Origin of the sequence: Rhodococcus sp. KB6, from assembly GCF_001445685.1 — a bacterium.
GTDB lineage: Bacteria > Actinomycetota > Actinomycetes > Mycobacteriales > Mycobacteriaceae > Rhodococcus_F > Rhodococcus_F qingshengii.
Map to the genome: position 1 here is coordinate 170470 of NZ_LNAK01000163.1, position 22266 is coordinate 192735.

Below are 22266 nucleotides of genomic sequence, written 5' to 3' on the forward strand. Positions count from 1 at the left end.
ATGGTCACAGAGATAGATGCGGGTGTGCGAATGAAAGGGTGAAGTGACGTGAAGACCAAGGGTGCAATCCTGTGGGGCCTCAATGAAAAGTGGTCCGTCGAGGAGATCGAGATCGGTGAGCCGGTAGCCGGCGAAGTTCAGATTCGCATGGAAGCGGCCGGAATGTGCCACTCCGATCACCACATCGTCACCGGCGCGACCCCGATGCCGTCGTTCCCCGTCATGGGTGGGCACGAGGGTTCGGGCGTCATCACCAAGCTCGGCCCGGAGGTCAAGGGTCTGGCGGTCGGCGACCACGTCGTTCTGTCCTTCATTCCGGCTTGTGGAACCTGTCCGGCGTGCTCGGCCGGCCATCAGAACCTGTGTGACCTCGGGATGGGCCTCCTCAGCGGCCAGGCCATCAGTGACGGTACCTACCGAATCCAGGCTCGCGGCGAAAACGTGATCCCGATGTGCCTGCTAGGGACGTTCTCGCCCTACATGGTCGTGAACCAGTCGTCAGTGGTGAAGATCGACAAGGATATTCCGTTCGAGGTTGCCGCACTCGTCGGTTGCGGCGTCCCGACCGGTTGGGGATCGGCAACCCACATCGCCGATGTGAAGCCCGGCGAAGACGTTGTGATCATGGGTGTCGGCGGCGTCGGTATCAGTGCGCTACAGGGTGCAGTTGCATCGGGCGCCCGGTACATCTTTGCCATCGACCCCGTGCCGTGGAAGCGTGAGCAGGCTCTGAAGTTCGGCGCAACGCACGCTTTCGAAAGCGCTGCCGCTGCCATTCAGCCGATCATCGACGCTACGTATGGCCGCATGGCACAGAAGACGATCATCACCGTCGGCGAAATGAAGGGTGAGTACGTCGAAGAAGCGATGATTCTGACGGCAAAGGCCGGCCGTTGTGTCGTCACCGCAATGGGGCACCTGACGGACATGGATGTGAAGCTGAACATGTTCCTGATGGCGATGCTTCAGAAGGACCTTCAGGGCAACATTTTCGGCGGTGGCAACGCTCGCCAGGACGTGCCGAACCTCCTCGCGATGTACAAGGCAGGCAAGCTGAACCTCGACGACATGGTGACTCGGACCTACACGCTCGAAGGCGTGAACGACGGCTACCAGGACATGTTGGATGGCAAGAACATCCGCGGCGTCATCCGCTACACCGAAGCTGACTGGTGATCGGAAGCACAACCCTTGTGCCAGTAGTCTGATCGGGTGCCCAGTACTCACAGTCTCGACGTAATCCAGCAGTGGCCGGTCGACAATGCGGCAGCGGTCGTCCTCTCCGGAAAGAATCCCGGTGAGGGCGACCGCATTCGTGGTTTCAGTGGCGACCAGGCGCATGTTTTCCCCCTGGCTTCGGTGACAAAACTGTTGTGCGCCTACGCGATTCTCGTGGCAGTGGAGGAGGGGGCGGTCGAGTTGGATGGGCCGGCCGGGCCTGAGGGGTCGACCGTTCGTCATCTCCTCGCACATGCTTCGGGATTGGCATTCGCCGAACGTGTTGTTCAGGCGCCGGTGGCGTCGAAGCGGATCTACTCGAGTGCGGGGTTCGAGGTGCTTGCCGAGTTGGTTTCCCGGGAGACCGAGATCGAATTTGCCGACTATCTGGCCGAGGCGGTGTTCGCGCCATTGGCGATGACCAGCGCGGCTCTTGTCGGTCCGGCCGGTCACGGTGCGCAGGCATCGGCAGACGACTTGGCCAAGTTCGCGGCTGAACTGCTCTCGCCGACTCTGGTCTCGGCGCAGACGTTCGCAGAGGCGACAACTGTGCAGTTCCCGGGGCTCAACGGAATTCTTCCGGGCTACGGCTCTCAGCGCCCCAACGACTGGGGACTCGGATTCGAAATTCGGGGCGACAAGCGTCCGCATTGGACGGGTCTCGAGAACTCGGCCGCTACCTTCGGTCATTTCGGCCAGTCCGGGACGTTCCTGTGGGTCGATCCCACGATCGATACTGCGTGCGTCGTGCTTACCGATCGCGATTTCGGTGATTGGGCCAAGCCTTTGTGGACCGAATTGTCGGATGGCGTGGTCGGTGAAGTTTCGCGGTAGAGCACAAATTTCTCTCCTTCCACTGGCGCAACACGGGTAACACAAGGCACACTGTTCAATCGAGCGTGCTGCACGAACTCGACAGAGGTCGTTGGGGAAGACGTCCCTCGTCGAAGCAGGAGGCTCGAGTGCGCGAAATGAATCAATTCGCGGACGTGACGACTGGTGTGGTTTACATCCACTCGTCGCCCGCGGCGCTGTGCCCGCACGTGGATTGGGCTTTGTCCGCCACGTTGGACAGCCCTGCCAAGCTCAGATGGACCTCACAGCCTGCCTATGACGGGCTTCTGCGTGCGACGACGGACTGGACGGGTCCCGTCGGAACCTGTGCCCGCCTGGTCGACTCGCTACGCGCGTGGCCGATGTTGCGGTTCGAGGTCACCGAGGACCCGAGTCACGGCGTCGACGGCGAACGGTACAGCCATGTGCCCGGTCTGGGCCTGTGGCGCGGATCCACCAGTGCGAACGGTGATGTCGTCGTAGGGGAGATGAAACTGCGGTCCATCATGAATTCCGGTGGAGACATCGCCGCGGAAATCGATCGGGCGATAGGTACACCGTGGGACGAGGAACTCGAACCCTTCCGGAGTTCAGGCGAAGGTGCCGAAGTGACATGGCTGCGAAGGCGTGTCAGCTGACCGAGGTCCATCCTGAACCCGGAGTGCTCTCGCGGCTTGAACGACAAAGACTCGAATGACAAAGGTGGGCCCCGCCGTATCGGCGAGGCCCACCTTGCTGTCCAGGGTTGTCAGAGCGGAATGTTCTTGTGCCGCGCGCGGACAGATGGTGCAGACGCGAGGGCAGCGGTCACGATGCTGCGAGTCTTCGCCGGGTCGATTTCCTCGTCGACGACGCCGATTTCGACCGCGCGGTCGACGCCGCCCGCGATTGCCTCGTGCTCGGCAGCGAGTCGGTCGTGCAATGCTTCACGCTCGTCGTCCGGTGCAGCTGCGAGGGCCCGCTTGTGCAGGATGCCGACAGCAGCCTTCGCACCCATCACGGCTACTTCGGAGTTGGGCCAAGCGAATACGGCCGTGGCTCCCAGTGCTCGCGAGTTCATCGCGATGTAGGCGCCGCCGTAGATCTTTCGAGTGACGACGGTGACGCGGGGGACCGTTGCCTCGGCGAAGGCGTGAAGTAACTTCGCTCCGCGTCGGACAACGCCTTCCCACTCCATCGAGACGCCCGGCAAATACCCGGGAACATCGACGACGACCACGAGCGGCACGCCGAATGCGTTGCACAGTCGCACGAATCGAGCGGCCTTCTCTGCACTTTCGGAGTTCAGGCACCCCCCGAGTCGCAGTGGGTTGTTCGCAATGACGCCAACGGTGCGTCCGGCCATCCGGCCGAAACCGGTGACGATGCTCCGAGCGTAATTGCCTTGCAGTTCTTCGAAACTCGACTCGCCTTCGACGTTGTCGAGCATTTCGTGAACGATCGGACGAACGTCGTACGCGCGTTTCGCGGAGGCAGGCATCATGGCGCGCAGATCGCTGTCGCCGAGTTCCGCTGCCCGCTGATCGAATTCGCCCTGCTCGCACATCATCGAGACCAGGCGGCGCGCGCGGTGCAATGCGTCGGCCTCGTCGTGTGCGGCGATGTGCGCGACACCCGACTTCTTGGTGTGTGTGTCCGGACCGCCGAGTGACACCATGTCGACCTGTTCGCCGGTGACACTACGAACTACGTCTGGCCCGGTGACGAACACTCGGCCTTCCGGCGCCATGATCACGACATCGGTGAGGGCTGGACCATACGCTGCTCCGCCAGCGGCAAAGCCGAGCACGACGGAAATTTGAGGTATGAGACCCGACGCGCGGACCATGGCCTCGAAGACCAGTCCGACGGCGTGGAGCGCCTCGACGCCTTCAGCCAGACGCGCGCCACCGGAGTGCCAGAGGCCCACGATGGGGGACTCTTCCTCGATAGCGGTATCGATGGCTTTGACGAGGTGTTTGCAACCGTCGACGCCCATGGCGCCACCCATGACAGTGGCGTCGGAGCAGTATGCGATGGTGCGGACGCCGTCGATGTTTCCGGACGCGGCGAGCACACCGGACTTGTCACGGGCGTGGAGCGGCACTGTTGTGCCGGGGTCGAACAGATTTTCCAGGCGCGCAAGAGGATCGCGCGGGTCTGTCGATGATTCGGACTTTGTCACGGGGGCCAGGATGGTCATCGCGTCCTCCTTCAGTACGAGCCTTGGGTGGAACGAAAGGTCGGTGTTGTCCGCGGGTGACGTTGTGTTGCAACGACACCCGCGGACAGGTGCAAACCGCGGTTCGGGCTAGGCCCGACCGAAGGCGAGCGCGACATTGTGCCCACCGAAACCGAACGAGTTGTTCAGTGCGAAATCGAAAGAGCCGGTTCGGGGTTCACCCTTGACGACATCGAGATCGATTTCTGGATCCTGGCTGTCAACATTGAGCGTGGGCGGGATGATCCCGTCACGCACTGCCAGAACCGTGAGGACTGATTCGAGGGCGCCGACAGCGCCGATCGAGTGTCCCAGCGCGGATTTCGGGCCGTACACCGCAGCGTGATTGCCGACCGCTGCGTTGATTGCCTTTGCCTCTGCGATGTCACCGATCGGCGTCGCAGTGGCGTGGGCGTTGATGTGCTTGATGTCGGACTTCGTCAGTCCGGCCATCTCGATTGCTCGGGTCATGGCTCGCGCCGCGCCCAGGCCTTCCGGATGCGGTGCCACGATGTGGTACCCGTCCGAAGTGATTCCGGAACCAAGCAGGCGGGCGTGAATCGTTGCCCCGCGTGCCTTTGCGTGCTCCTCGGTTTCGAGGATCATCAAGGCGCCGGCTTCGCCGAAGACAAATCCGTCGCGGTCCTTGTCGAAAGGACGTGAAGCTGCGGCCGGATTGTCGTTGTTGGTGCTCATCGCACGCATCATGGCGAAGCTCGCGATCGGAACGGCGTCGATGAAGCTCTCGACTCCACCAGCCACAACCATGTCCGCGTCACCCATGACAAGCATGCGGTGAGCGTGAGCAATTGCCTCGGAACCTGATGAACATGCCGACACCGGAGTGATGACGCCACCGCGGGCCCCGAGTTCGAGTCCGACCGTTGCGGCCGGTCCGTTGGGCATGACCATCTGCACCGAGAACGGGGACACCTTGCGGTATCCGCCGCCACGGAGCTTGTCGACGGCGTCGATGAGCGTGTCGCCGCCGCCGAGTCCGGTGCCGATGACAACGGCCAGGCGGTCCTGATCGACTTCAGGGCTGCCGGCGTTGCTCCAGACCGTGCGACTCAACGTGAGGGCAAGGCGTTCCACCCAGCTCATCCGTCGAATTTCGACGCGGGACAAGCCCTCGTCCGGTGAAACCTTCAGGTGCCCGCCGATGCGAATGGGAAGGTCGAACTCGTCGATGAACGGGTCATCGAGGATTCCGATGCCGCTTTCGCCGGCGAGGAGCGCCTTCCACGTGCCATCCACATCACCAGCCACCGAGGTCGACGTCGCGAGGCTCGTGACGACGATGTCGGGGAATTTCCCTTTGCGGGTAGAAGCGGAAGTCACGGTCGGCTCACTCTGCGTTCTTGGCTTCGGCGCCTTCGGCTTCGAGCTTCTGGATGTACGCGACGATGTCGCCGACGGTGCGCAGACCTGCAAGATCCTCGTCGGGGACCTTCACGCCGTACTTGTCTTCGGTCTGTACGGCGATCTCGACCATGGACAGGGAGTCGATATCGAGGTCGTCCACGAAGGACTTGTCAACGGTGACCTCGGAAGGCTCGATACCGGTGACCTCCTCCACGATCTGGCCGAGTTCCGCGATGATTTCTTCCTGAGTGTGGGCCACTGGTGTGGCTCCCTTCTTGATCGATTGAGGTGGGGTGAAACGTCCGGCCGCCGTTCGGGCTGATCGGCCGGGTGGGCGTCCGAGCTAGGTCAGCTCGGACAGTGCGGAGATATCCTCCGGGTTCTTGAGGGCCACCGTCGGTGTGCCACGCATTTCACGCTTGGCAATTCCGACGAGGGTTCCGGCCGGCGGGAGTTCCACGATCGCGCTGACTTCTGCTGTCCGCAACGACGCGGAGCAGAGGTCCCAACGAACGGGGCGGGTTACCTGCGCGGCAAGCTTGGTGAGGGCGTCGGCGCCCGAGGAGACGGGTGCGCCATCCGAGTTGGAAAGCAGCGTGCGCGTCGGATCGGAAGGGGTGATCTTGGCGGCAGCAGCTGCGACGGCGTCCTGCGCCGGCGCCATGAAGCGGGTGTGGAAAGCTCCGGCGACGGGTAGTGCGCGGACTCGGGCCTTTTCGGGTGCGTTTGCTGCGAGTTCTTCGAGCGCGGTGAGCAGTCCGGCCGCCACGATCTGGCCGGCCGCATTGCGGTTGGCTGCTTCCAGCCCGAGTTCTTCGATTCGTGCGAGCACTTCGGCTTCGTCTCCACCGAGAACGGCTGACATGCCCGTGGGCTCGAGCGCACAAGCCTTGGCCATCTCGGCGCCACGGAGGGCGGCAAGCGCGACCGCGTCGTCAGCGGAGATAACACCGGCGACCGCAGCAGCGGCAAGTTCACCCACCGAATGGCCGGCGGCGATGACGTCGGCGCCGAGGAGCCCACGTGATTCGATTTCCTCGTATGCCAGCAGAGCAGCGGCAACGACGAGGGGCTGGGTTACCGAGGTGTCGGTGATTTCTTCGGCGGTCGCGGTCGTGCCGAGTCGGACGAGGTCCAGGCCGGCTGCCTTCGACCACACTTCGAGGCGGTCTTGTGCTCCGGGCAGTGCCAGCCAGGGGCCGAGCATGCCGGGTGTCTGAGAGCCCTGTCCCGGGGCGAGCAACGAAATCACTTATTAAGAGAACACCGCCGCGAGCGACCTGCGAGATGTCGGTCGCGATGAACTCTGGCGAAGTGTTTTGTAGGGTTCCCACAAAATCCCACGTCGCGCTCGGCCATCGAAATTGGACGCTCAGGGGTTACAGGTTTGTTTGTCCGGATGTTAAAGATGTGACTGAAGTAACCGAATTGTTCGATTTGAGATCGATTTGTGTCAATCGGCCCACGGTAGCGGCGATCCGTAGTACATACGCGTCGCGTGGATTCGTTGGATCCCGGCCGGTAACTTCCGCGATTCGCTTCAAGCGGTACCGAACGGTATTTGGATGAACAAACAGAAGACGTGCACAAGTCTCAACCGCACCTCCACAGTCGAGATAACTGTCTAAAGTATCGGTCAAGACTGTGCCGGATTCAGCTAAAGGTGCGACAAGGAAATCGCGAAGAGCCTTCACGGCAGCGGCGTCTCCCAGTAGTGCCCGTTCCGGGAGCAGTTCAGTCGCGAAAACGGGACGAGGTGCGCCGCGCCACCCGGCAACAGCCTTGATTCCCGCCAGAGCTTCGGACGCACTGAAGTGCGCTGCGCTCAACGAGGGTGTCGTCGGGCCGATCACCACCGGCTCGTCGGCGAAACTCATGAGCAGGTCTTGAAGGAATTGGCTGCCTTCCGTCTTGCTACTCAGTTCCCCGCTGACGATCATCACCAGTCGCGGACCCTGCACCACGGCGAGAACAGCGCGCCCGTGCGCGGCGGCAGTCGCGTGGACGGTGCCGGCAACCGAGACCCGCTCGTCCGGCGGGGGAGACCCGACGATGACGGTGGCCGGAGCCGTGGCATCCCAGTTCAAGGTGGCGGCGCGAGAGAGCATGTCCGAGCCGGTGTCTCCCTGCACGACGGCGTCGACGACGAGCGCTTCCAGTCGCGTGTCCAGGGCACCCCGCGACTCGGCAGCGCTTGCGTACACCGTCGCTGCTGCGAAACCGAGTTCACGCCCGTAGCGCAGGACGGCTTCTGTCAGCGCGATCAGCTGCTGATCGTTGCGGGCGAGAGCCGGCAGCCATTTCTCGAAGAACTCCATCGCCACCCGGACCATGTCGACGGTCTGGCGCAGCGTGAGCTGTCGAGCAAGATCCTGAGGGATGACCGGAAACGACTCGTATCCGAAGCTGATCTCCGAGTCGAGTTGCCGCAGCCATTCCAGGAAATTCACCACCGACGTCTGCACCAACAGTTGAACGTCGGCGCGTTGCGAAGCGTCGAGACTGTCGAAGAACGGAAGCTGCTCCTCCATCACGGTCACGGCCTCGGTGGAGAGCCGGCCGGAGAACTGTTTGACGCGGCGGAGCAAGGCTTCTGGAAGTGGATCGCGAACCTGACGACGGCGGGCGAGTACAGCCTGCAACCCGGACGACTGTGGTCGAGTGCGGCGTACGCCCTCTTCGGGTTTCTCGGGATCAGGTTCGGGCATGAGAAAAACCTACGCCCATCGCCGCAGCGGATGTCGAGATGACACCCGCGGCGATGGGCGTAGGTCTGTTTTCGATCGCTGGGACTGTTGCCCTACGACTTAGGCGCTACCGGTGTCCCCGGTCTGCTCGGGAGCAGCATTCACGTCGTCGATGCGGTATCGGCTCGCTGCTTCGACGGCCTTCGACCGCTCGATCGATCCTTCCTTCGCCAAACCGATCAGCACGGCAACGACGATGGATTCGGCATCGACGTTGAAGTAGCGACGCGCAGCGGTGCGGGTGTCGGAGAACCCGAACCCGTCCGTGCCGAGCGTGGTGTAGTCGCCGGGAACCCACTGACGGATCTGGTCCGAGACCGCCCGCATCCAGTCCGAAGCCGCGACGACGGGGCCTTGGGCCGACGACAACGCCGTGGTGACGAAGGGAACCGGAGCATCCTCGGACGGATTGAGCAGCGCCTGACGTTCGCATTCGACGCCTTCGCGGCGCAGCTCACCCCAGGAGGTGACCGACCAGACGTCGGCCGAGACGCCCCATTCGTCGGCGAGCAGCTTCTGCGCGCGCAGCCCCTCGGGCATCGCGACACCGGAGACGAGGATCTGTGCCTTCGGGCCCGATGCTTCGGACGTCTTGTAGAGGTAGATGCCCTTGAGCAAGCCCTCGACGTCGAGACCTTCGGGCTCGGCCGGCTGAACGTACGGCTCGTTGTAGATGGTCAGGTAGTAGAAGATGTTCTCGCCACCGAAACCGTCGACGCCCTCGGTGCCGCCGTACATGCGGCGCAAGCCGTCCTTGACGATGTGCGCCAACTCGTACGAGAACGCGGCGTCGTACGTGACAGCTGCGGGGTTGGTGGATGCCAGGAGCAGGGAGTGTCCGTCGGCGTGCTGGAGACCTTCACCGGTCAGAGTGGTACGACCGGCGGTTGCGCCGAGAACGAATCCCCGAGCCATCTGGTCGGCAGCCGCCCACAGGCCGTCGCCGGTGCGCTGGAAACCGAACATCGAGTAGAAGATGTACAGCGGAATCATCGGTTCACCGTGGGTGGCGTACGACGTGCCGACTGCGGTGAACGAAGCCGTCGAACCGGCCTCGTTGATGCCCTCGTGCAGGATCTGGCCGATCGGGCTCTCCTTGTAGGCGAGCATGAGTTCGGCGTCGACGGACGTGTAGAGCTGCCCGTTGCGGTTGTAGATCTTCAGCGACGGGAACCACGAGTCCATACCGAACGTGCGAGCCTCGTCCGGGATGATCGGCACGATGCGCTTGCCGATTTCCTTGTCGCGCAACAGTTCCTTGAGGATGCGCACGATCGCCATGGTGGTGGCGACTTCCTGCTTGCCCGAACCCTTGCGGATGACGTCGTACGTCTTGTCCTCGGGGAGCTTGAGCGGAGCAGCGTCGGTGTTGCGGGAAGGCAGGAACCCGCCCAGTGCTTTACGACGGTCGAGCATGTACTTGATCTCGGGTGCGTCGGCGCCCGGGTGGTAGTACGGAGGCAGGTACGGATCCTTCTCGAGCTCGGCGTCCGAGATCGGGATGTGCTGCATGTCGCGGAACGCCTTGAGATCGTCCAGCGTCAGCTTCTTCATCTGGTGCGTGGCGTTGCGGCCCTCGAAGTGCTTACCGAGGGTGTAGCCCTTGATGGTGTGCGCCAGGATGACCGTCGGCTGGCCCTTGTGTGCCATGGCCGCTGCGTAGGCGGCGTGGACCTTGCGGTAGTCGTGGCCACCGCGCTTGAGGTTCCAGATTTCCTGGTCTGTGAGGTCCTTGACCAGTTCCTTGGTGCGGGGGTCACGTCCGAAGAAGTGATCGCGTACGAACGCGCCGTCGTTGGCCTTGTACGTCTGGTAGTCACCGTCCGGCGTCACGTTCATCAGGTTGACCAGTGCGCCGTCGCGATCGGCGTGCAGCAGCGCATCCCACTCGCGACCCCAGACGACCTTGATGACGTTCCAGCCGGCACCGCGGAAGAACGATTCCAGTTCCTGGATGATCTTTCCGTTGCCGCGGACCGGGCCGTCGAGGCGTTGGAGGTTGCAGTTCACCACGAACGTGAGGTTGTCGAGGCCTTCGGTTGCCGCGACGTGAGCGAGGCCGCGTGACTCGGGCTCGTCCATTTCGCCGTCGCCGAGGAACGCCCACACGTGCTGATCGGTGGTGTCCTTGATGCCGCGGTCGTTGAGGTAGTGGTTGAACCGGGCCTGGTAGATGGCGTTCATCGGGCCGAGGCCCATCGAGACCGTCGGGAACTCCCAGAAGTCGGGAAGCAGCCGCGGGTGCGGGTAGGACGGCAGTGCGCCGCCGAAGTCGGCGTGGGACTTCTCCTGGCGGAATCCGTCGAGCTGTTCCGCGGGGATCCGGCCCTCGAGGAAGGCGCGCGCGTAGATGCCGGGGGAGGCGTGCCCCTGGATGAAGATGTGGTCGCCGCCGCCGGGATGGTCCTTGCCGCGGAAGAAGTGGTTGAAGCCGACCTCGTACAACGCTGCCGAGGATGCGTAGGTGGAGATGTGACCGCCGACGCCGACGCCCGGTCGCTGAGCGCGGTGGACCATGATCGCGGCGTTCCAACGGATCCAGGCGCGATAGCGGCGCTCGACCTCTTCGTCACCGGGGAACCACGGCTCGTTTTCGGTCGGAATCGTGTTGACGTAGTCGGTCGAAGTGAGCGCGGGGAGTGCGACGTGCTTCTCGCCGGCGCGTTCGAGCATGCGGAGCATGAGGTAGCGGGCACGCGTGGGTCCGGATCGATCCAGAAGTCCGTCGAATGATTCGAGCCATTCGGTGGTCTCGTCCGGATCGATGTCCGGCAGGTACGACGCAACACCTTCGCGAATGACGCGAACGCGACCGTCGGTTCCCCCCGGCGTATTCGACGCGGGCGAACCCGACTCGCCGGCGGCGCCGGAATCGGCGTTCTGCCCGGACGCGGGACCCTGGATCAGGTCAGACAACGTGTGCTCCTCATTGGTTTGGGGACGCGTGGTGGGGCGTCCTTACATAGGTGATCGAGGCCTTGTTAGGTCCGACGCACTTCCATCGTGAATATGGCGCGTACCTCATCTTTCACCATCCCGGTCGGTCCGGCACACCTCGCCTCTGGTTACTCTCGGGTAGCGTTTTTCGGCGTGACGCAGGGGTGTGATGGTTCCCCGTAGTCACAGGCTTGGGGGATCGATCGGAACGTATGAAGGGGTGGGAAAAAATAAACAAAGAAATCAATTACGGCAGGGTCGGGGCGTGGGTCTCGGTCGGATCGATCGCAGTGGGACTGTCGGTGATCGTGGGATGTTCGGCGGCGGTGACCGGATCGGCAGTACCCAATGAAGCGCACGTGGCTGCATACCAATCCGAGGTGAGTATTTCGATGGCCGCCGCGTCCTCGTCGAAAGCGGCGGCAGATGCGGCAGAGGCAGCTTTCGCGATCTGTGAGGAAGCGGTCTCTCGATCGAAAAACGACGTGGTTGCGTTCAATGCCTACGTCGACGCCGGAAATCATGGTGAGACCGACCTGAGAGCCGAAGCAAGCGCTGCTGCTTCCTCGGCAAGGGAGACGGCCTCGTGGTTCGACTCGGTCTCGAGTGAACTTCCGACGCAACTTTCCGGACTGTTCGCCGAATTGGCCGCGAACCTACGTTCATCTGCTGTCGTGATCGAGAGTGATCATTCGGCCGATGAAATCAATTCGATCAGCGATACGAGCAATTCGATTCGCAAGTCGATCTTCGATGAATGTGGATCCCTGTGACCTGCGGTAATCCGCAGGCGTAAGGTTCGCCGTGTGTCAGAAGACGATCTTTGGTGAAAGTTTTCGGCGTGGTCGGCTTGCGCTAACGCCTCAGACCATGTTCGCTTTCCCTAATTGATCGTCAAACGGTAGGTGTGCGGGGTCGCCACACACCATCAACAAAAGGAGGACCCCACCGTGGTCGCCGCGGCGGATGCCCAGAACTACGCTCAGAAACTCGGGATTACCACTGACATGGTGGTGCAGGAACTGGGCTGGGATGAGGATACCGACGACGGCATTCGTGCCGCGGTTGAGGAAACCATCGGCGGGGAAATGCTCGACGAGGATTCCGACGAGGTCATCGACGTCGTGCTGCTGTGGTGGCGCGACGAGGACGGTGACCTGGTAGATGCCTTGATGGATGCCATCGGGCCCCTCGCCGACGAAGGCTTCGTGTGGGTTCTCACTCCCAAGACCGGTCTCGACGGACACGTCGAGCCCAGCGAGATCGCCGAATCGGCGCCGACTGCCGGCCTGACGCAGACATCGGCAGCCAACCTCGGTGACTGGTCGGGAAGTCGACTGGTTCAGCCGAAGGCTCGTCCGGCCAACAAGCGCTGACCCGGTCCTTTCCGCACTTTCCCAAGGAATCGCACATGCCTCTCGAAGTTGGTGCCCAGGCACCGGATTTCACCTTGAAGGACCAGAACAACCAGGAAGTCTCGCTAGCAGATTTCCGCGGTAAGAAGAACGTTCTGCTGGTCTTCTATCCGTTGGCCTTCACCGGGACTTGTCAGGGGGAACTCTGCAAGGTCCGTGACGAGCTTCCGAAGTTCGAGAACGACGACACCGCCATTCTCGCGATTTCTGTCGGTGCTTCGCCGACTCACAAGATCTGGTCAGCTGAGCAGGGATACACATTTCCCTTGCTGTCGGACTTCTGGCCGCACGGTGAGGTCGCTCAGAAGTACGAGGTGTTCAACGACAAGTTGGGCTTCGCGAATCGTGGCACCTTTGTCATCGACAAAGACGGAATCATTCGTTTTGCCGAGATGAACGGCCCCGGAGAAGCCCGTGACCACGGACTTTGGGCAAACGCGCTTGCCGCGCTAGAGTCTTAGAGCACTCCCGGTGAGGGTCTCACCGGGAGTTCGGGCGTGTAGCTCAGTGGTAGAGCTCTGGTTTTACACACCAGCGGTCGGGGGTTCGAAACCCTCCGCGCCCACCGAAGAATTCAAGCCCCGATCTGCGTCGACGCAGATCGGGGTTTTTTCATTTTCGGCAACGAATTGTCCGCAATACGCCATTCTGGACGCATGTCCAGTTCTGTGATCGAAGTAGCCGTCGACCCGACGCGCGTGCATCCCACCCGTCCGCACATACACATCGCCGAGATGCCCAGTCTCAGTGTTGCGTTGTTCCCGGGGCAGACGATCCGGGTTCGTTCCCAAAGCGACGCACTGGCGACCGGGATTGCCCGTGTCTGGGAAATCAACCGAATGCACCGCTTGATCTACCTGACGATCGACTGGGACGGGTAGAGATCGGCTCGTGCAGACACGTGACGGTTGGCCAGAGAACGAGCGTCGCTGCTACAACTACGCTCGTGCAGATTTCGGTTCGTTCGTCCCAGTCTCGATTCAATGCGCGAGCTGCCGGGCTTCTCCTCGGCTTCGTCGCGGATCGGGTCTTCGCCGATCCGGGGCGGTTCCATCCGGTTGCCGGCTTCGGAACCGCGGCTATCGCGCTGCAGAAGATGTCCTACCGGGACTCGCGCGCGGCCGGAACACTTCATGTTGCCGTGCTCTTGGCCGGCACCGCAGGACTTGGGCTCGCAGCCGAAAAAGTGTCGCGCCGGGCCGGTTGGGTGGCCGTCACGGGTACGACAGCGATGGCTACCTGGGCTGTGCTCGGCGGGACGTCGCTTGCACGCACCGGCATCGACATGGCCGCTCGATTGGAGGCGTCACAGGTCGATCGCGACCTGACGAAAGCGCGCGAGCTTCTCCCTTCACTGTGTGGACGCGATCCATCGGTACTGAGCGAGGAGGGCCTCACGCGTGCAGCGCTGGAGTCGGTCGCCGAAAACACCTCGGATGCAAGCGTCGGTGCAATGTTCTGGGGTGCAATTGCGGGCGTGCCGGGTCTGTTCGTCTACCGCGCCGCCAACACCCTCGACGCGATGATCGGCTACCGCTCCGAGAAATACCGCAGATTCGGGTGGGCTGCGGCGAGGTTCGACGACCTGGTCAACATCGTCCCCGCTCGGCTGACCGGTGCGCTGACGGCTGCGTGTGCACCGGTGGTGGGCGGCTCGGTTCAGGAATCACTGGCAGCGTGGAAACGCGACGCAGCGGCTCATCCAAGCCCCAATGCGGGCGTCGCGGAAGCGTCGGCGGCAGGGGCGTTGGGCATTTCGTTGGGTGGTCGGACCGAGTACGCGCACGGGGTGGAGATGCGTCCCGTCCTCGGCCGCGGGCCTGTGCCGACGCCGAACGATCTGCGCCGCGCGGCGAGGCTTTCGTCGGCGGTGCAGATCAGTGCAGTTGTGGTGTCAGCGGGTATTTCAGCGGGTATTGCCGTATCGATCGGCAAGTTTGGCTTCCTGCGCCGTCAGCGGCACTGATTCCGGCTCCGGCTTCTTGCGACGGCTGAAGGTACGAGCCGGTTCGGCGGGGTGTGAGGCAGGCGCGGACACCGGCGCTTCCGGGGTCGTCTCGGTAGCGGCGTCGTCCGCTGCGAAGCCGTCGACAGCTGCTTGAGCTGCCTTCTCCTTGCGACGTTCGCGCCACTCCGCGCGAATGAAGTAGGCCAGTCCGAGCGGCGCCATGATGCCGAACGCCAGCCATTGGAACCCGTACGAGAGATAGGGGCCTGCATCGAGTTGGGGGAGAGGGATCGTCCCCAGGCCGCCGGGCTGGTCGGGTTCGAGTTGGATGTACGCGTCGATCAGGTCCGTTCCGATGAACTCGCCGATAGGTTGTGCGTCGATCGAGTAGACCTGTTTCGCGCCGTCCTCGAACATCGGAACTCGGCCGGGCGCGGTGCCTTCCGACAGACGCACGCGACCGTTGAGAGTGACCGGATCGGTCGGCGGCGCGGCGATGGGCGGTGCCTCGGCGCCGTTGATCGGCCGAACGTATCCGCGATTGACGAGGATCGTGCGGCCGTCGTCGAGAAGGAAAGGCGTCAGGATCTCGTACGACGGTGCGCCCTCGATGGACTGCAGTCGAACGAGGATGTCGGTGTCGGGCAGATAGGTGCCTGCCGCGGTGATGTTTCGCCATTCGTCGTCCGGTGCGATCGTCGAATCGGCGATGACGTCACCGATAGGCACGGTCTCCGCGTTGATCGAGTTCGAGATCAGATCATTGCGGTGCTCGGTCTTCGTGTTCTTGCCGAGCTGCCATGGGGCGAGCACGGTGAAGCACAGGTAGGCGAAGAGCCCGACCACAGCTGCCAGTACCAACCAACCGGGCCGCAACAGGAATTTCAGTCTTCGCACACGTCCACGGTATCCGTTGCCCGAACGGGAGTGAATTTTGCTCCGGGTTCAGGCCCGCTCGCGGATCCAGTCGAGTATGTCGGGAATGGCTGCTTCGATCTGGTCTCGCACCAGTTCGAAGTCCTCCTGATCCCCGTAGTACGGGTCCGGAACCGATTCTCCGTCAGCCTCGGGGTCGAACGATCGCAGTAGGCGCCGACGCTCGGTGGGCACGCCGAGATGAGCAAGCTCACGTTCATGGCCGGTGTCGAGGGCGACGACCAGATCGGCCGCGAGATGATCTGCATTGACCTGCGCGGCACTGTGGCCCGTCGGATATCCGGCCGCTCGGAGCACGACGTTGGTCCGCTCGTCGGCCTCGCTACCGGTGTGAAACCCCTCGGTACCTGCACTGCTGACACGGACTCGGTCGGCGAGGCCTTCACGGTCCAGATGCGCGAGCAAGATCTTTTCGGCCATCGGTGACCGGCAGATATTGCCGGTGCACACAAACGCCACATGGAGTGGTTCAGTCACGTGGAGTGGTTCAGTGGCGGCCATCGAGAAGTCCTCCCAGTTCGGATGCCGACGATACGGAGCGAAACGCTTGCCGCGCTTCCTCGGCGGAACCGTAGCCCCATTCGACGACGACGGTGGGGATGCCGTACTTCGCGGCGCCGAGCACGTCGTGATCACGGTCGCCGATCATGAGAACGTCGGGGGTTCCGCCGTCGGATGCGAGGACGGGAGTGATCCCGAGCGAGGTCAGCGAATGCGCGATCACATCGGGTTTAGCCCGACGAGTTCCGTCGTCACTCGCGCCGCCGATGAACTCGAAGTGCTCGGCCAGGCCGAAATGCTCGAGGATGCGAATGGCGAATCGCTCCGACTTGGAGGTGGCGACGGCCAGTCGGGTGCCGCTCGCGCGAGCCTTACCCAGGACGACGTCCATGCCTTCGTACACCGAGTTCTCCTGCCACCCGGTCGCGTCGTAACGCTCGATGTACGCGGCGATCGCCCGATCCACGTCCGCCGGGGCCATACCGAGTGACCTGAAGGTGTCGACCATCGGCGGGCCGATCACCGATGCCAACATCGATTCCGTCGGCTCCGAATGGCCGACAGTTGCCAACGCGTGTCGGAAGCCGCCGTGAATGCCGGGAGCGGAATCGGTGATGGTGCCGTCCAGATCGAACAGAACTACGGGAAAGCGGTCGAGCGGTGGTGTCGTCACGGCACTCATTGTCCCGGATGGCAGGGGTGATGTCCGCGCACGGTGCTCGACCGTAGGCTGACCGGGTGAGTACCGGAACGGTTGACCTGGAGAGCTTGCGACATCACGGCGATGTCGAAGCGGAGCCCGGGTTACTCGATTTTGCCGTCAACGTTCAAGGCTCCGGCCCGCCGAAGTGGTTGCGGGATCGGCTGGCCGCAGGGCTGGCGACGCTCGGTTCGTACCCGTCGGCCGCAGCGGAACTGAAGGCACGCGAAACGGTCGCGCAGCGGCACGGGCGCCGGCCCGAAGAGGTGTTGTTGCTCTCGGGCGGTGCCGAGGGATTCGCGATGCTGCCGCGTCTGGGCACTCGTTCGGCAGCGCTGATCCATCCGTCGTTCACCGAGCCGGAACTGGCACTGCGAGAGGCCGGTGTGCCGGTGACTCAAGTGATTCTGGAGCCGCCTTTCGAGCTTCGGACCGCGCAGGTACCCGAATCCGCGGACCTTGTCGTTCTGGGCAATCCGACCAACCCGACGTCCGTGCTTCACCCCAAGGCCGATGTGTTGGCATTGCGTCAGCCGGGCCGGATCCTGGTGGTGGACGAGGCCTTCGGCGACGCGGTCCCCGGCGAAACGGAGAGCATCGCCGGTGTCGAGTCGGCGGATGTACTGGTCCTTCGGAGCCTGACCAAGACGTGGGCGCTCGCCGGATTGCGGTGTGGATACGCGATCGGCTCTCCCGATCTTCTGGCTCGACTCAGTCACGGCCGAGCCCACTGGCCATTGGGCAGTCTGCAGATCGAGGCCATCACGGCGTGCTGCGAACCGTTTGCCGTCGAGCAGTCGAGGATCAAAGCCGACGCGATTGCCGTGGACCGCCGAGACATGTCGCGGCGACTGACCGAGATCGGGATTGCCGTGCACGAACCCGCTGCGGGGCCGTTCGTGCTCATCGATGTCCGTGACGGCGCCACGATGCGAGAGCACCTGCGTGCCCGCGGAATCGCCGTCCGCAGGTGCGACACCTTTCCCGGACTCGGCCCGGATCGGCTGCGCGTGGCCGTCCGTCCAGCCGAGCAGGTTGCGGTACTGATCGAAGCGATGAAGGAGATCTTGTGAGTGGCCCAACCCTTGCGGACGTCATAGCCGTGCTGGAATCCGCGTATCCGCCGGCCCTGGCGGAATCGTGGGACTCGGTCGGCCTGGTCTGCGGCGATCCGGCCGACGCTGTGACGAGAGTGGTTTTCGCGGTGGATCCGACCGAGGCAGTGGTCGACGACGCCATCGCCTCCGGTGCCGACCTTCTGGTCGTTCACCATCCACTTCTGCTGCGTGGGGTGGACACCGTCGGTGCTCACACACCCAAAGGTGCGTTGGTTCACAAGCTCATCAAGGCGGGGTGCGCGCTGTTCTCGGCGCACACCAATGCGGACTCGGCCGACCCCGGAGTGTCCGACGCGTTGGCGCAGGCTCTGGGCCTGACCGTGCTGCGTCCGATCGAACCCAAGCCGACGCAGCCGCTCGACAAGTGGGTCGTCATGGTTCCGGTGGAGAATGCATCGGCCGTGCAGGATGCACTTTTCGAGGCCGGGGCTGGGCGGATCGGTGACTACAGCCAGTGCAGTTGGACCGTCACGGGTACGGGTCAGTTCCTGCCCGCCGACGGAGCGAATCCGACGATCGGGACCGTCGGCGCTGTGGAGCAGGTTCGCGAGAATCGTGTGGAAGTGATTGCCCCTCGCGGAAAGCGAAGTGCGGTGCTGGGCGCATTGCGTGCCGCCCACCCGTACGAGGAACCAGCCTTCGATGTCTTCGAACTCGCAGCGTTCCCCAGTTCGCTCGGTCTGGGGCGGGTGGGTGAGCTCGACCACCCCGAAAACTTGCGGGAATTCACCGCGCGAGTGGCGCGCTCACTGCCCTCGACCGAGTGGGGTGTTCGCGCTGCCGGAGATCCGGACGCGACCGTTCGTACCGTGGCGGTGTGCGGCGGTTCCGGCGACTCGTATCTCGACGTGGTGGCGGCACTGGGCGCCGACGTCTACGTCACTGCGGACCTGCGGCATCATCCCGCGGACGAGCATCTACGCGCCGGTGGCCCGGCTCTGGTCGACGTCGCGCACTGGGCGAGTGAATACCCGTGGTGCGCACAGGCGAAATCGGTGCTCGACGCCGCGTTTGCCCACAATCCGGAGTGGGAAAGCCGGGTTTCGACAATTCGCACCGATCCGTGGTGTTTGAGTGCGCATTAGTGCAGCGCTCTGCAAGGTACGGTTGCACGAACAATTCAAGAGCAGTTCTTCGAGAGCCGTCCTTCGCGAGCACTGCCGACATCGGACTTACAGCAGGAGTTATACAGCGTGAACGTCGAACCACAGGTGCAATCCAAGCTTCTCGACCTCGCCGGGGTGGATGCTGAGCTCACTCGGATCACCCACCGACGCGGAGCGCTTCCCGAGCAGCAGGAAGTCGAACGTCTCGAGGCCGAGCGAATCAGCCGTAAAGACGCGTCCGTAGCCGTCGAAATCCAGATCGACGACATCGATCGCGACATTCGCAAGCTCGAAGGCGAGGTCGACGCGGTTCGTCAGCGCGAGGATCGTGACCGCACACTCTTGCAGAGCGGGTCGGTCGGGGCGAAGCAGCTCACCGAACTCGAACACGAACTCGGCAGCCTGGTCCGGCGTCAGGGGCTCCTCGAAGACGAGTTGCTCGAAGTGATGGAGCAGCGTGAGGCGTTGCAGGCCGATCACGATCACGCCGGTGCCCAGCTGTCCCAGGCCGAAGAAGAGCTGATCGACGCCAAGCGTCGCCGCGACGATGCCGTCGCTGATCTGGACAAGGCGCAGGAGCGTTGCGCCGCCGATCGTGAACGACTCGTCGGTGAATTTCCCGCCGATTTCCTTGCTGTCTACGAGAAGCAGCGCAGCCTGGGCGGACCGGGCGCGGCGCTTCTGCAGGCACGCCGATGCGGCGCTTGCCGGATCGAGATCGACCGCGGCGAGATCTCCCGAATCGCCGCGACACCGGCCGACGTCGTAGTTCGTTGCCCAGAGTGCAATGCAATCATGGTGCGTACCAAGGAGTCCGGTCTGTGACTCTCTCGCAAGTCATCGTCGAGGCCGACGGTGGATCGCGGGGCAACCCCGGTCCGGCCGGCTACGGAGCGGTGGTGTTCGACGCCTCGCGCTCGGTGTTGGCCGAACGCAAGGAAAGCATCGGTATCGCGACCAACAACGTCGCCGAGTACCGCGGACTGATCGCCGGGTTGACCGCTGCCGGTGAACTCGGCGCGTCGACGGTCGACGTCCGCATGGATTCCAAGTTGGTCGTCGAGCAGATGTCCGGGCGCTGGAAGGTCAAGCACCCGGACATGATTCCGCTGCAGCGGCGCGCTGCCGAGCTGGCGACGCAGTTCTCGCGAGTGACCTACACGTGGATTCCGCGCGGCGAGAACTCTCACGCCGATCGTCTTGCCAACGAGGCGATGGACGCGGCTGCCGGCATCGAAACCGGCCCAGTCGCACCTTCGGCCCCCGCACCTGCTGCACCTGCCGCGCCGTCCGAAGAGACGTCGGAGCCGCAGATCGCCGGCTCTCCGGGATGGATCGCCACCACCGGCAAGCCGACACGAATGTTGTTGCTACGTCACGGACAGACAGCGATGTCGGTCGATCGCCGGTACTCCGGACGCGGGAATCCGGAGCTCACGGAACTGGGCCGCGCGCAGGCTGCCGGCGCAGCCGGACGCTTCGGGAACCGAGGCGGTATCGACGCCATCGTCTGCTCACCCCTCGGCAGAACCCGTGAGACGGCAGAGGCATCGGCCCGCGTGCTCGGTTTACCCGTCGTCGAGCACAAGGGTTTGATCGAAACCGATTTCGGCGACTGGGACGGACTCACGTTCCGCGAGGCAGCCGAGCGTGACCCGGACCTGCATCGCGAATGGCTCTCGGACACTTCGGTGCGTCCACCGGGCGGCGAGAGTTTCGACGAGGTACGCGAACGAGTCGTCGCCGCGCGTGACGACCTGATCTCGACCTACGGCGGCGCGACGCTGTTGGTCGTCTCTCACGTCACCCCGATCAAGACTTTGGTGCAGCTGGCCCTCGATGCCGGGCCGTCGTTGCTGTACCGGTTGCATCTGGATCTGGCGTCGCTGAGTATCACCGAGTTCTATCCCGACGGGGGAGCCTCGGTCCGGTTGGTCAACGACACGTCACACCTTCGCTGAAAGAGCCCCGACGGCTGATCAGCCTCTGATCAGATCACCAACCACAGGGCGCTCACGGCGGCGAGCAGCGTCAGTGGCGTCGTGATGACCCCGAGCAGAGTGAATGTCGCCAGCGTGGGCGGTGCGCCCGCGCTGGTGGCGACTCGTCGCCAGAGCATCGTTGCCAGTGAGCCCACGTAGGTGAGGTTGGGGCCGAGGTTGACGCCGATCAACATCGCAAGCACCAGAGCTGGAGGTGCCGACGTTCCGAGCGCTGCGATCATCAGCAAGGTTGCCGGCAGGTTGTTGACGAGATTGGACGCAACCGCCGCTACCGCGGCGACAAAGAGCAGTGAGCCGTAGCTGGTGTCGCCTGGCAGGATCTGCGCAATCCATTCGCCCACCGGCCCGTTCGCGACTCCGGCGACGATGATTCCGAGAACCAGGACGAACGCGCAGAACCAGAGGTCGGCAGCGTAGAGCATCTTGGCGGCGGTCGTACGGTGCCGAGCCAGAGCGATCGCTCCCAGGACACTCGCACCCACCACCGCGATCCAGGCGGGCTCGATCCCGAAGAAACCCGAAACCGCGAAACCGAGCAGCGTCATTCCGATCACCGTCAGCGGCAGAATCGGCGCAGGCGCAGATCTGGCTGCCACCGGCGGTTCGGCGCTGTCGCCCCGCGCGAGTTCCGAACGGAAGAACAGTCGAAAAATCAGGTACTCGACAGCGATCGTCACAACCCACGGCAACGCCATCAACGCGGTGAAGTGCAAGAACGTCAAACCTGTTGCAGCAAACGCGATGAGGTTGGTCAGATTCGACACCGGCAGGAGCGTCGACGCCGAGTTCGACAGGTGCGCACTGGCATAGGAATGGGGCCGCGTACTTGCTCCGATGGATCGTGCGGCCGCGATCACTGCGGGTGTCAGAAGTACGACGGTGGCGTCGAGGCTCAGGACCGCCGTGGTCAGGGCAGCGGCGCCGAATACGTAAATCAGCAACCGGTGTGGATCGGCGAGGGATTTTTGCTGCAGGATCTGGCTGACCCAGCGAAAGACGCCGAGAGCATCGGCGGCATGAGCGAGAACCAGCACGGCAACCAGGAAGACGACGGTGGGTGCCATGCTCGCCAGTTCGTCGCGGGCTTCGTCGAGAGTTACGACGCCGGTCAGGAGAACGACGACAGTTGCCGGCCCGGCGATGACGATCTCGGGAAGCCCGCGTGGACGCACTATCGCGAAGACGAGGACGAGGGCGACGAGCAGGATCGGTAGAAGAGTCACGCGATGGTGCTCCGT

Annotated in this window: 22 protein-coding genes and 1 tRNA gene; 13 read left to right on the plus strand and 10 right to left on the minus strand. The window is 63.4% G+C overall.

Annotated features, from left to right (window positions below; all coding sequences use genetic code 11):
- The first annotated feature begins 48 nt into the window (after positions 1-48).
- The 3 genes from ASU23_RS31740 to ASU23_RS31750 all read left to right on the plus strand — a co-directional run bounded on the left by ASU23_RS31740 (position 49) and on the right by ASU23_RS31750 (position 2690).
- On the plus strand, positions 49-1176 hold the full coding sequence (locus tag ASU23_RS31740; protein WP_058039430.1) for an NDMA-dependent alcohol dehydrogenase: 1128 nt from the start codon (positions 49-51) through the stop codon (positions 1174-1176).
- 36 nt (positions 1177-1212) lie between these two features.
- Positions 1213-2052, plus strand: coding sequence for a serine hydrolase (locus ASU23_RS31745; RefSeq protein WP_007735479.1), 840 nt, complete (start codon positions 1213-1215; stop codon positions 2050-2052).
- Positions 2053-2180: 128 nt separating this feature from the next.
- Positions 2181-2690 (plus strand): DUF3145 domain-containing protein, encoded by a 510-nt coding sequence (locus ASU23_RS31750; protein ID WP_042445731.1) that lies wholly within the window; start codon positions 2181-2183, stop codon positions 2688-2690.
- A 110-nt stretch (positions 2691-2800) separates the two neighbouring features.
- Here the strand turns inward: ASU23_RS31750 and ASU23_RS31755 are convergent, their stop codons facing one another.
- The 6 genes from ASU23_RS31755 to aceE all read right to left on the minus strand — a co-directional run bounded on the left by ASU23_RS31755 (position 2801) and on the right by aceE (position 11280).
- The gene (locus ASU23_RS31755; RefSeq protein WP_003941597.1) at positions 2801-4234 is read right to left on the minus strand and encodes an acyl-CoA carboxylase subunit beta; all 1434 of its coding nucleotides are present in this window, start codon (positions 4232-4234) and stop codon (positions 2801-2803) included.
- A 108-nt stretch (positions 4235-4342) separates the two neighbouring features.
- Positions 4343-5593 carry a KasA/KasB family beta-ketoacyl-ACP synthase gene (locus tag ASU23_RS31760; protein ID WP_003941591.1) on the minus strand — a complete coding sequence of 417 codons (1251 nt, stop codon included), beginning with the start codon at positions 5591-5593 and terminating at the stop codon, positions 4343-4345.
- Between the two features lie 7 nt (positions 5594-5600).
- A complete protein-coding gene (gene acpM, locus ASU23_RS31765) occupies positions 5601-5876 on the minus strand; it encodes a meromycolate extension acyl carrier protein AcpM (protein WP_003941649.1) in 276 nt (91 codons plus the stop codon).
- 84 nt (positions 5877-5960) lie between these two features.
- Complete coding sequence (locus ASU23_RS31770; protein ID WP_082661508.1) at positions 5961-6869, minus strand: ACP S-malonyltransferase; 909 nt, start codon at positions 6867-6869, stop codon at positions 5961-5963.
- A gap of 127 nt (positions 6870-6996) precedes the next feature.
- Positions 6997-8325, minus strand: a complete 1329-nt coding sequence (locus tag ASU23_RS31775) for a CdaR family transcriptional regulator (protein WP_003941635.1) — start codon at positions 8323-8325, stop codon at positions 6997-6999.
- 99 nt (positions 8326-8424) lie between these two features.
- Positions 8425-11280 (minus strand): pyruvate dehydrogenase (acetyl-transferring), homodimeric type, encoded by a 2856-nt coding sequence (gene aceE, locus ASU23_RS31780; protein ID WP_042445740.1) that lies wholly within the window; start codon positions 11278-11280, stop codon positions 8425-8427.
- A gap of 380 nt (positions 11281-11660) precedes the next feature.
- On the opposite strand from aceE, the gene ASU23_RS31785 reads away from it, so the two are divergent.
- From ASU23_RS31785 to ASU23_RS31810, 6 genes are all read left to right on the plus strand, one after another.
- Complete coding sequence (locus ASU23_RS31785; protein ID WP_223304496.1) at positions 11661-12074, plus strand: hypothetical protein; 414 nt, start codon at positions 11661-11663, stop codon at positions 12072-12074.
- A gap of 177 nt (positions 12075-12251) precedes the next feature.
- The gene (locus tag ASU23_RS31790; protein WP_003941575.1) at positions 12252-12677 is read left to right on the plus strand and encodes a DUF3052 domain-containing protein; all 426 of its coding nucleotides are present in this window, start codon (positions 12252-12254) and stop codon (positions 12675-12677) included.
- 35 nt (positions 12678-12712) lie between these two features.
- Positions 12713-13177, plus strand: a complete 465-nt coding sequence (locus tag ASU23_RS31795) for a peroxiredoxin (protein ID WP_003941619.1) — start codon at positions 12713-12715, stop codon at positions 13175-13177.
- A 32-nt stretch (positions 13178-13209) separates the two neighbouring features.
- Positions 13210-13281 (plus strand) — tRNA-Val (locus ASU23_RS31800).
- 91 nt (positions 13282-13372) lie between these two features.
- Positions 13373-13597, plus strand: a complete 225-nt coding sequence (locus ASU23_RS31805) for a hypothetical protein (protein WP_003941648.1) — start codon at positions 13373-13375, stop codon at positions 13595-13597.
- 65 nt (positions 13598-13662) lie between these two features.
- Entirely contained in the window at positions 13663-14682 is a 1020-nt protein-coding gene (locus ASU23_RS31810; protein ID WP_082661516.1) for a cobalamin biosynthesis protein, read from the plus strand.
- Here ASU23_RS31810 and ASU23_RS31815 read toward each other — a convergent pair.
- Genes ASU23_RS31815 through ASU23_RS31825 form a run of 3 tightly spaced genes read right to left on the minus strand, consistent with a single transcriptional unit; the run spans position 14623 to position 16783 of the window.
- Entirely contained in the window at positions 14623-15561 is a 939-nt protein-coding gene (locus tag ASU23_RS31815) for an SURF1 family protein (RefSeq protein ID WP_058039432.1), read from the minus strand. The two genes, ASU23_RS31810 and ASU23_RS31815, sit on opposite strands and share 60 nt — an antisense overlap.
- A gap of 48 nt (positions 15562-15609) precedes the next feature.
- A complete protein-coding gene (locus ASU23_RS31820) occupies positions 15610-16101 on the minus strand; it encodes a low molecular weight protein-tyrosine-phosphatase (protein WP_058039433.1) in 492 nt (163 codons plus the stop codon).
- On the minus strand, positions 16088-16783 hold the full coding sequence (locus ASU23_RS31825; protein ID WP_058039434.1) for an HAD hydrolase-like protein: 696 nt from the start codon (positions 16781-16783) through the stop codon (positions 16088-16090). The genes ASU23_RS31820 and ASU23_RS31825 overlap by 14 nt, the downstream gene beginning before the upstream one ends.
- Positions 16784-16839: 56 nt before the next feature.
- Between ASU23_RS31825 and cobC the strand changes: the two genes are divergently transcribed.
- The 4 genes from cobC (at position 16840) to ASU23_RS31845 (ending at position 20986) form a co-directional block, all read left to right on the plus strand.
- Positions 16840-17874: an Rv2231c family pyridoxal phosphate-dependent protein CobC gene (gene cobC, locus ASU23_RS31830; protein WP_042445751.1), complete on the plus strand. Its 1035-nt coding sequence runs from the start codon at positions 16840-16842 to the stop codon at positions 17872-17874.
- On the plus strand, positions 17871-19004 hold the full coding sequence (locus ASU23_RS31835; RefSeq protein ID WP_058039435.1) for a Nif3-like dinuclear metal center hexameric protein: 1134 nt from the start codon (positions 17871-17873) through the stop codon (positions 19002-19004). The genes cobC and ASU23_RS31835 overlap by 4 nt, the downstream gene beginning before the upstream one ends.
- A 108-nt stretch (positions 19005-19112) precedes the next feature.
- Positions 19113-19850, plus strand: a complete 738-nt coding sequence (locus ASU23_RS31840) for a zinc ribbon domain-containing protein (protein ID WP_003941604.1) — start codon at positions 19113-19115, stop codon at positions 19848-19850.
- Positions 19847-20986: a bifunctional RNase H/acid phosphatase gene (locus ASU23_RS31845; RefSeq protein ID WP_030537561.1), complete on the plus strand. Its 1140-nt coding sequence runs from the start codon at positions 19847-19849 to the stop codon at positions 20984-20986. The genes ASU23_RS31840 and ASU23_RS31845 overlap by 4 nt, the downstream gene beginning before the upstream one ends.
- A gap of 29 nt (positions 20987-21015) precedes the next feature.
- On the opposite strand, the gene ASU23_RS31850 is transcribed toward ASU23_RS31845, so the two are convergent.
- A complete protein-coding gene (locus ASU23_RS31850) occupies positions 21016-22251 on the minus strand; it encodes an SLC13 family permease (RefSeq protein WP_058039436.1) in 1236 nt (411 codons plus the stop codon).
- Positions 22252-22266: the final 15 nt, after the last annotated feature.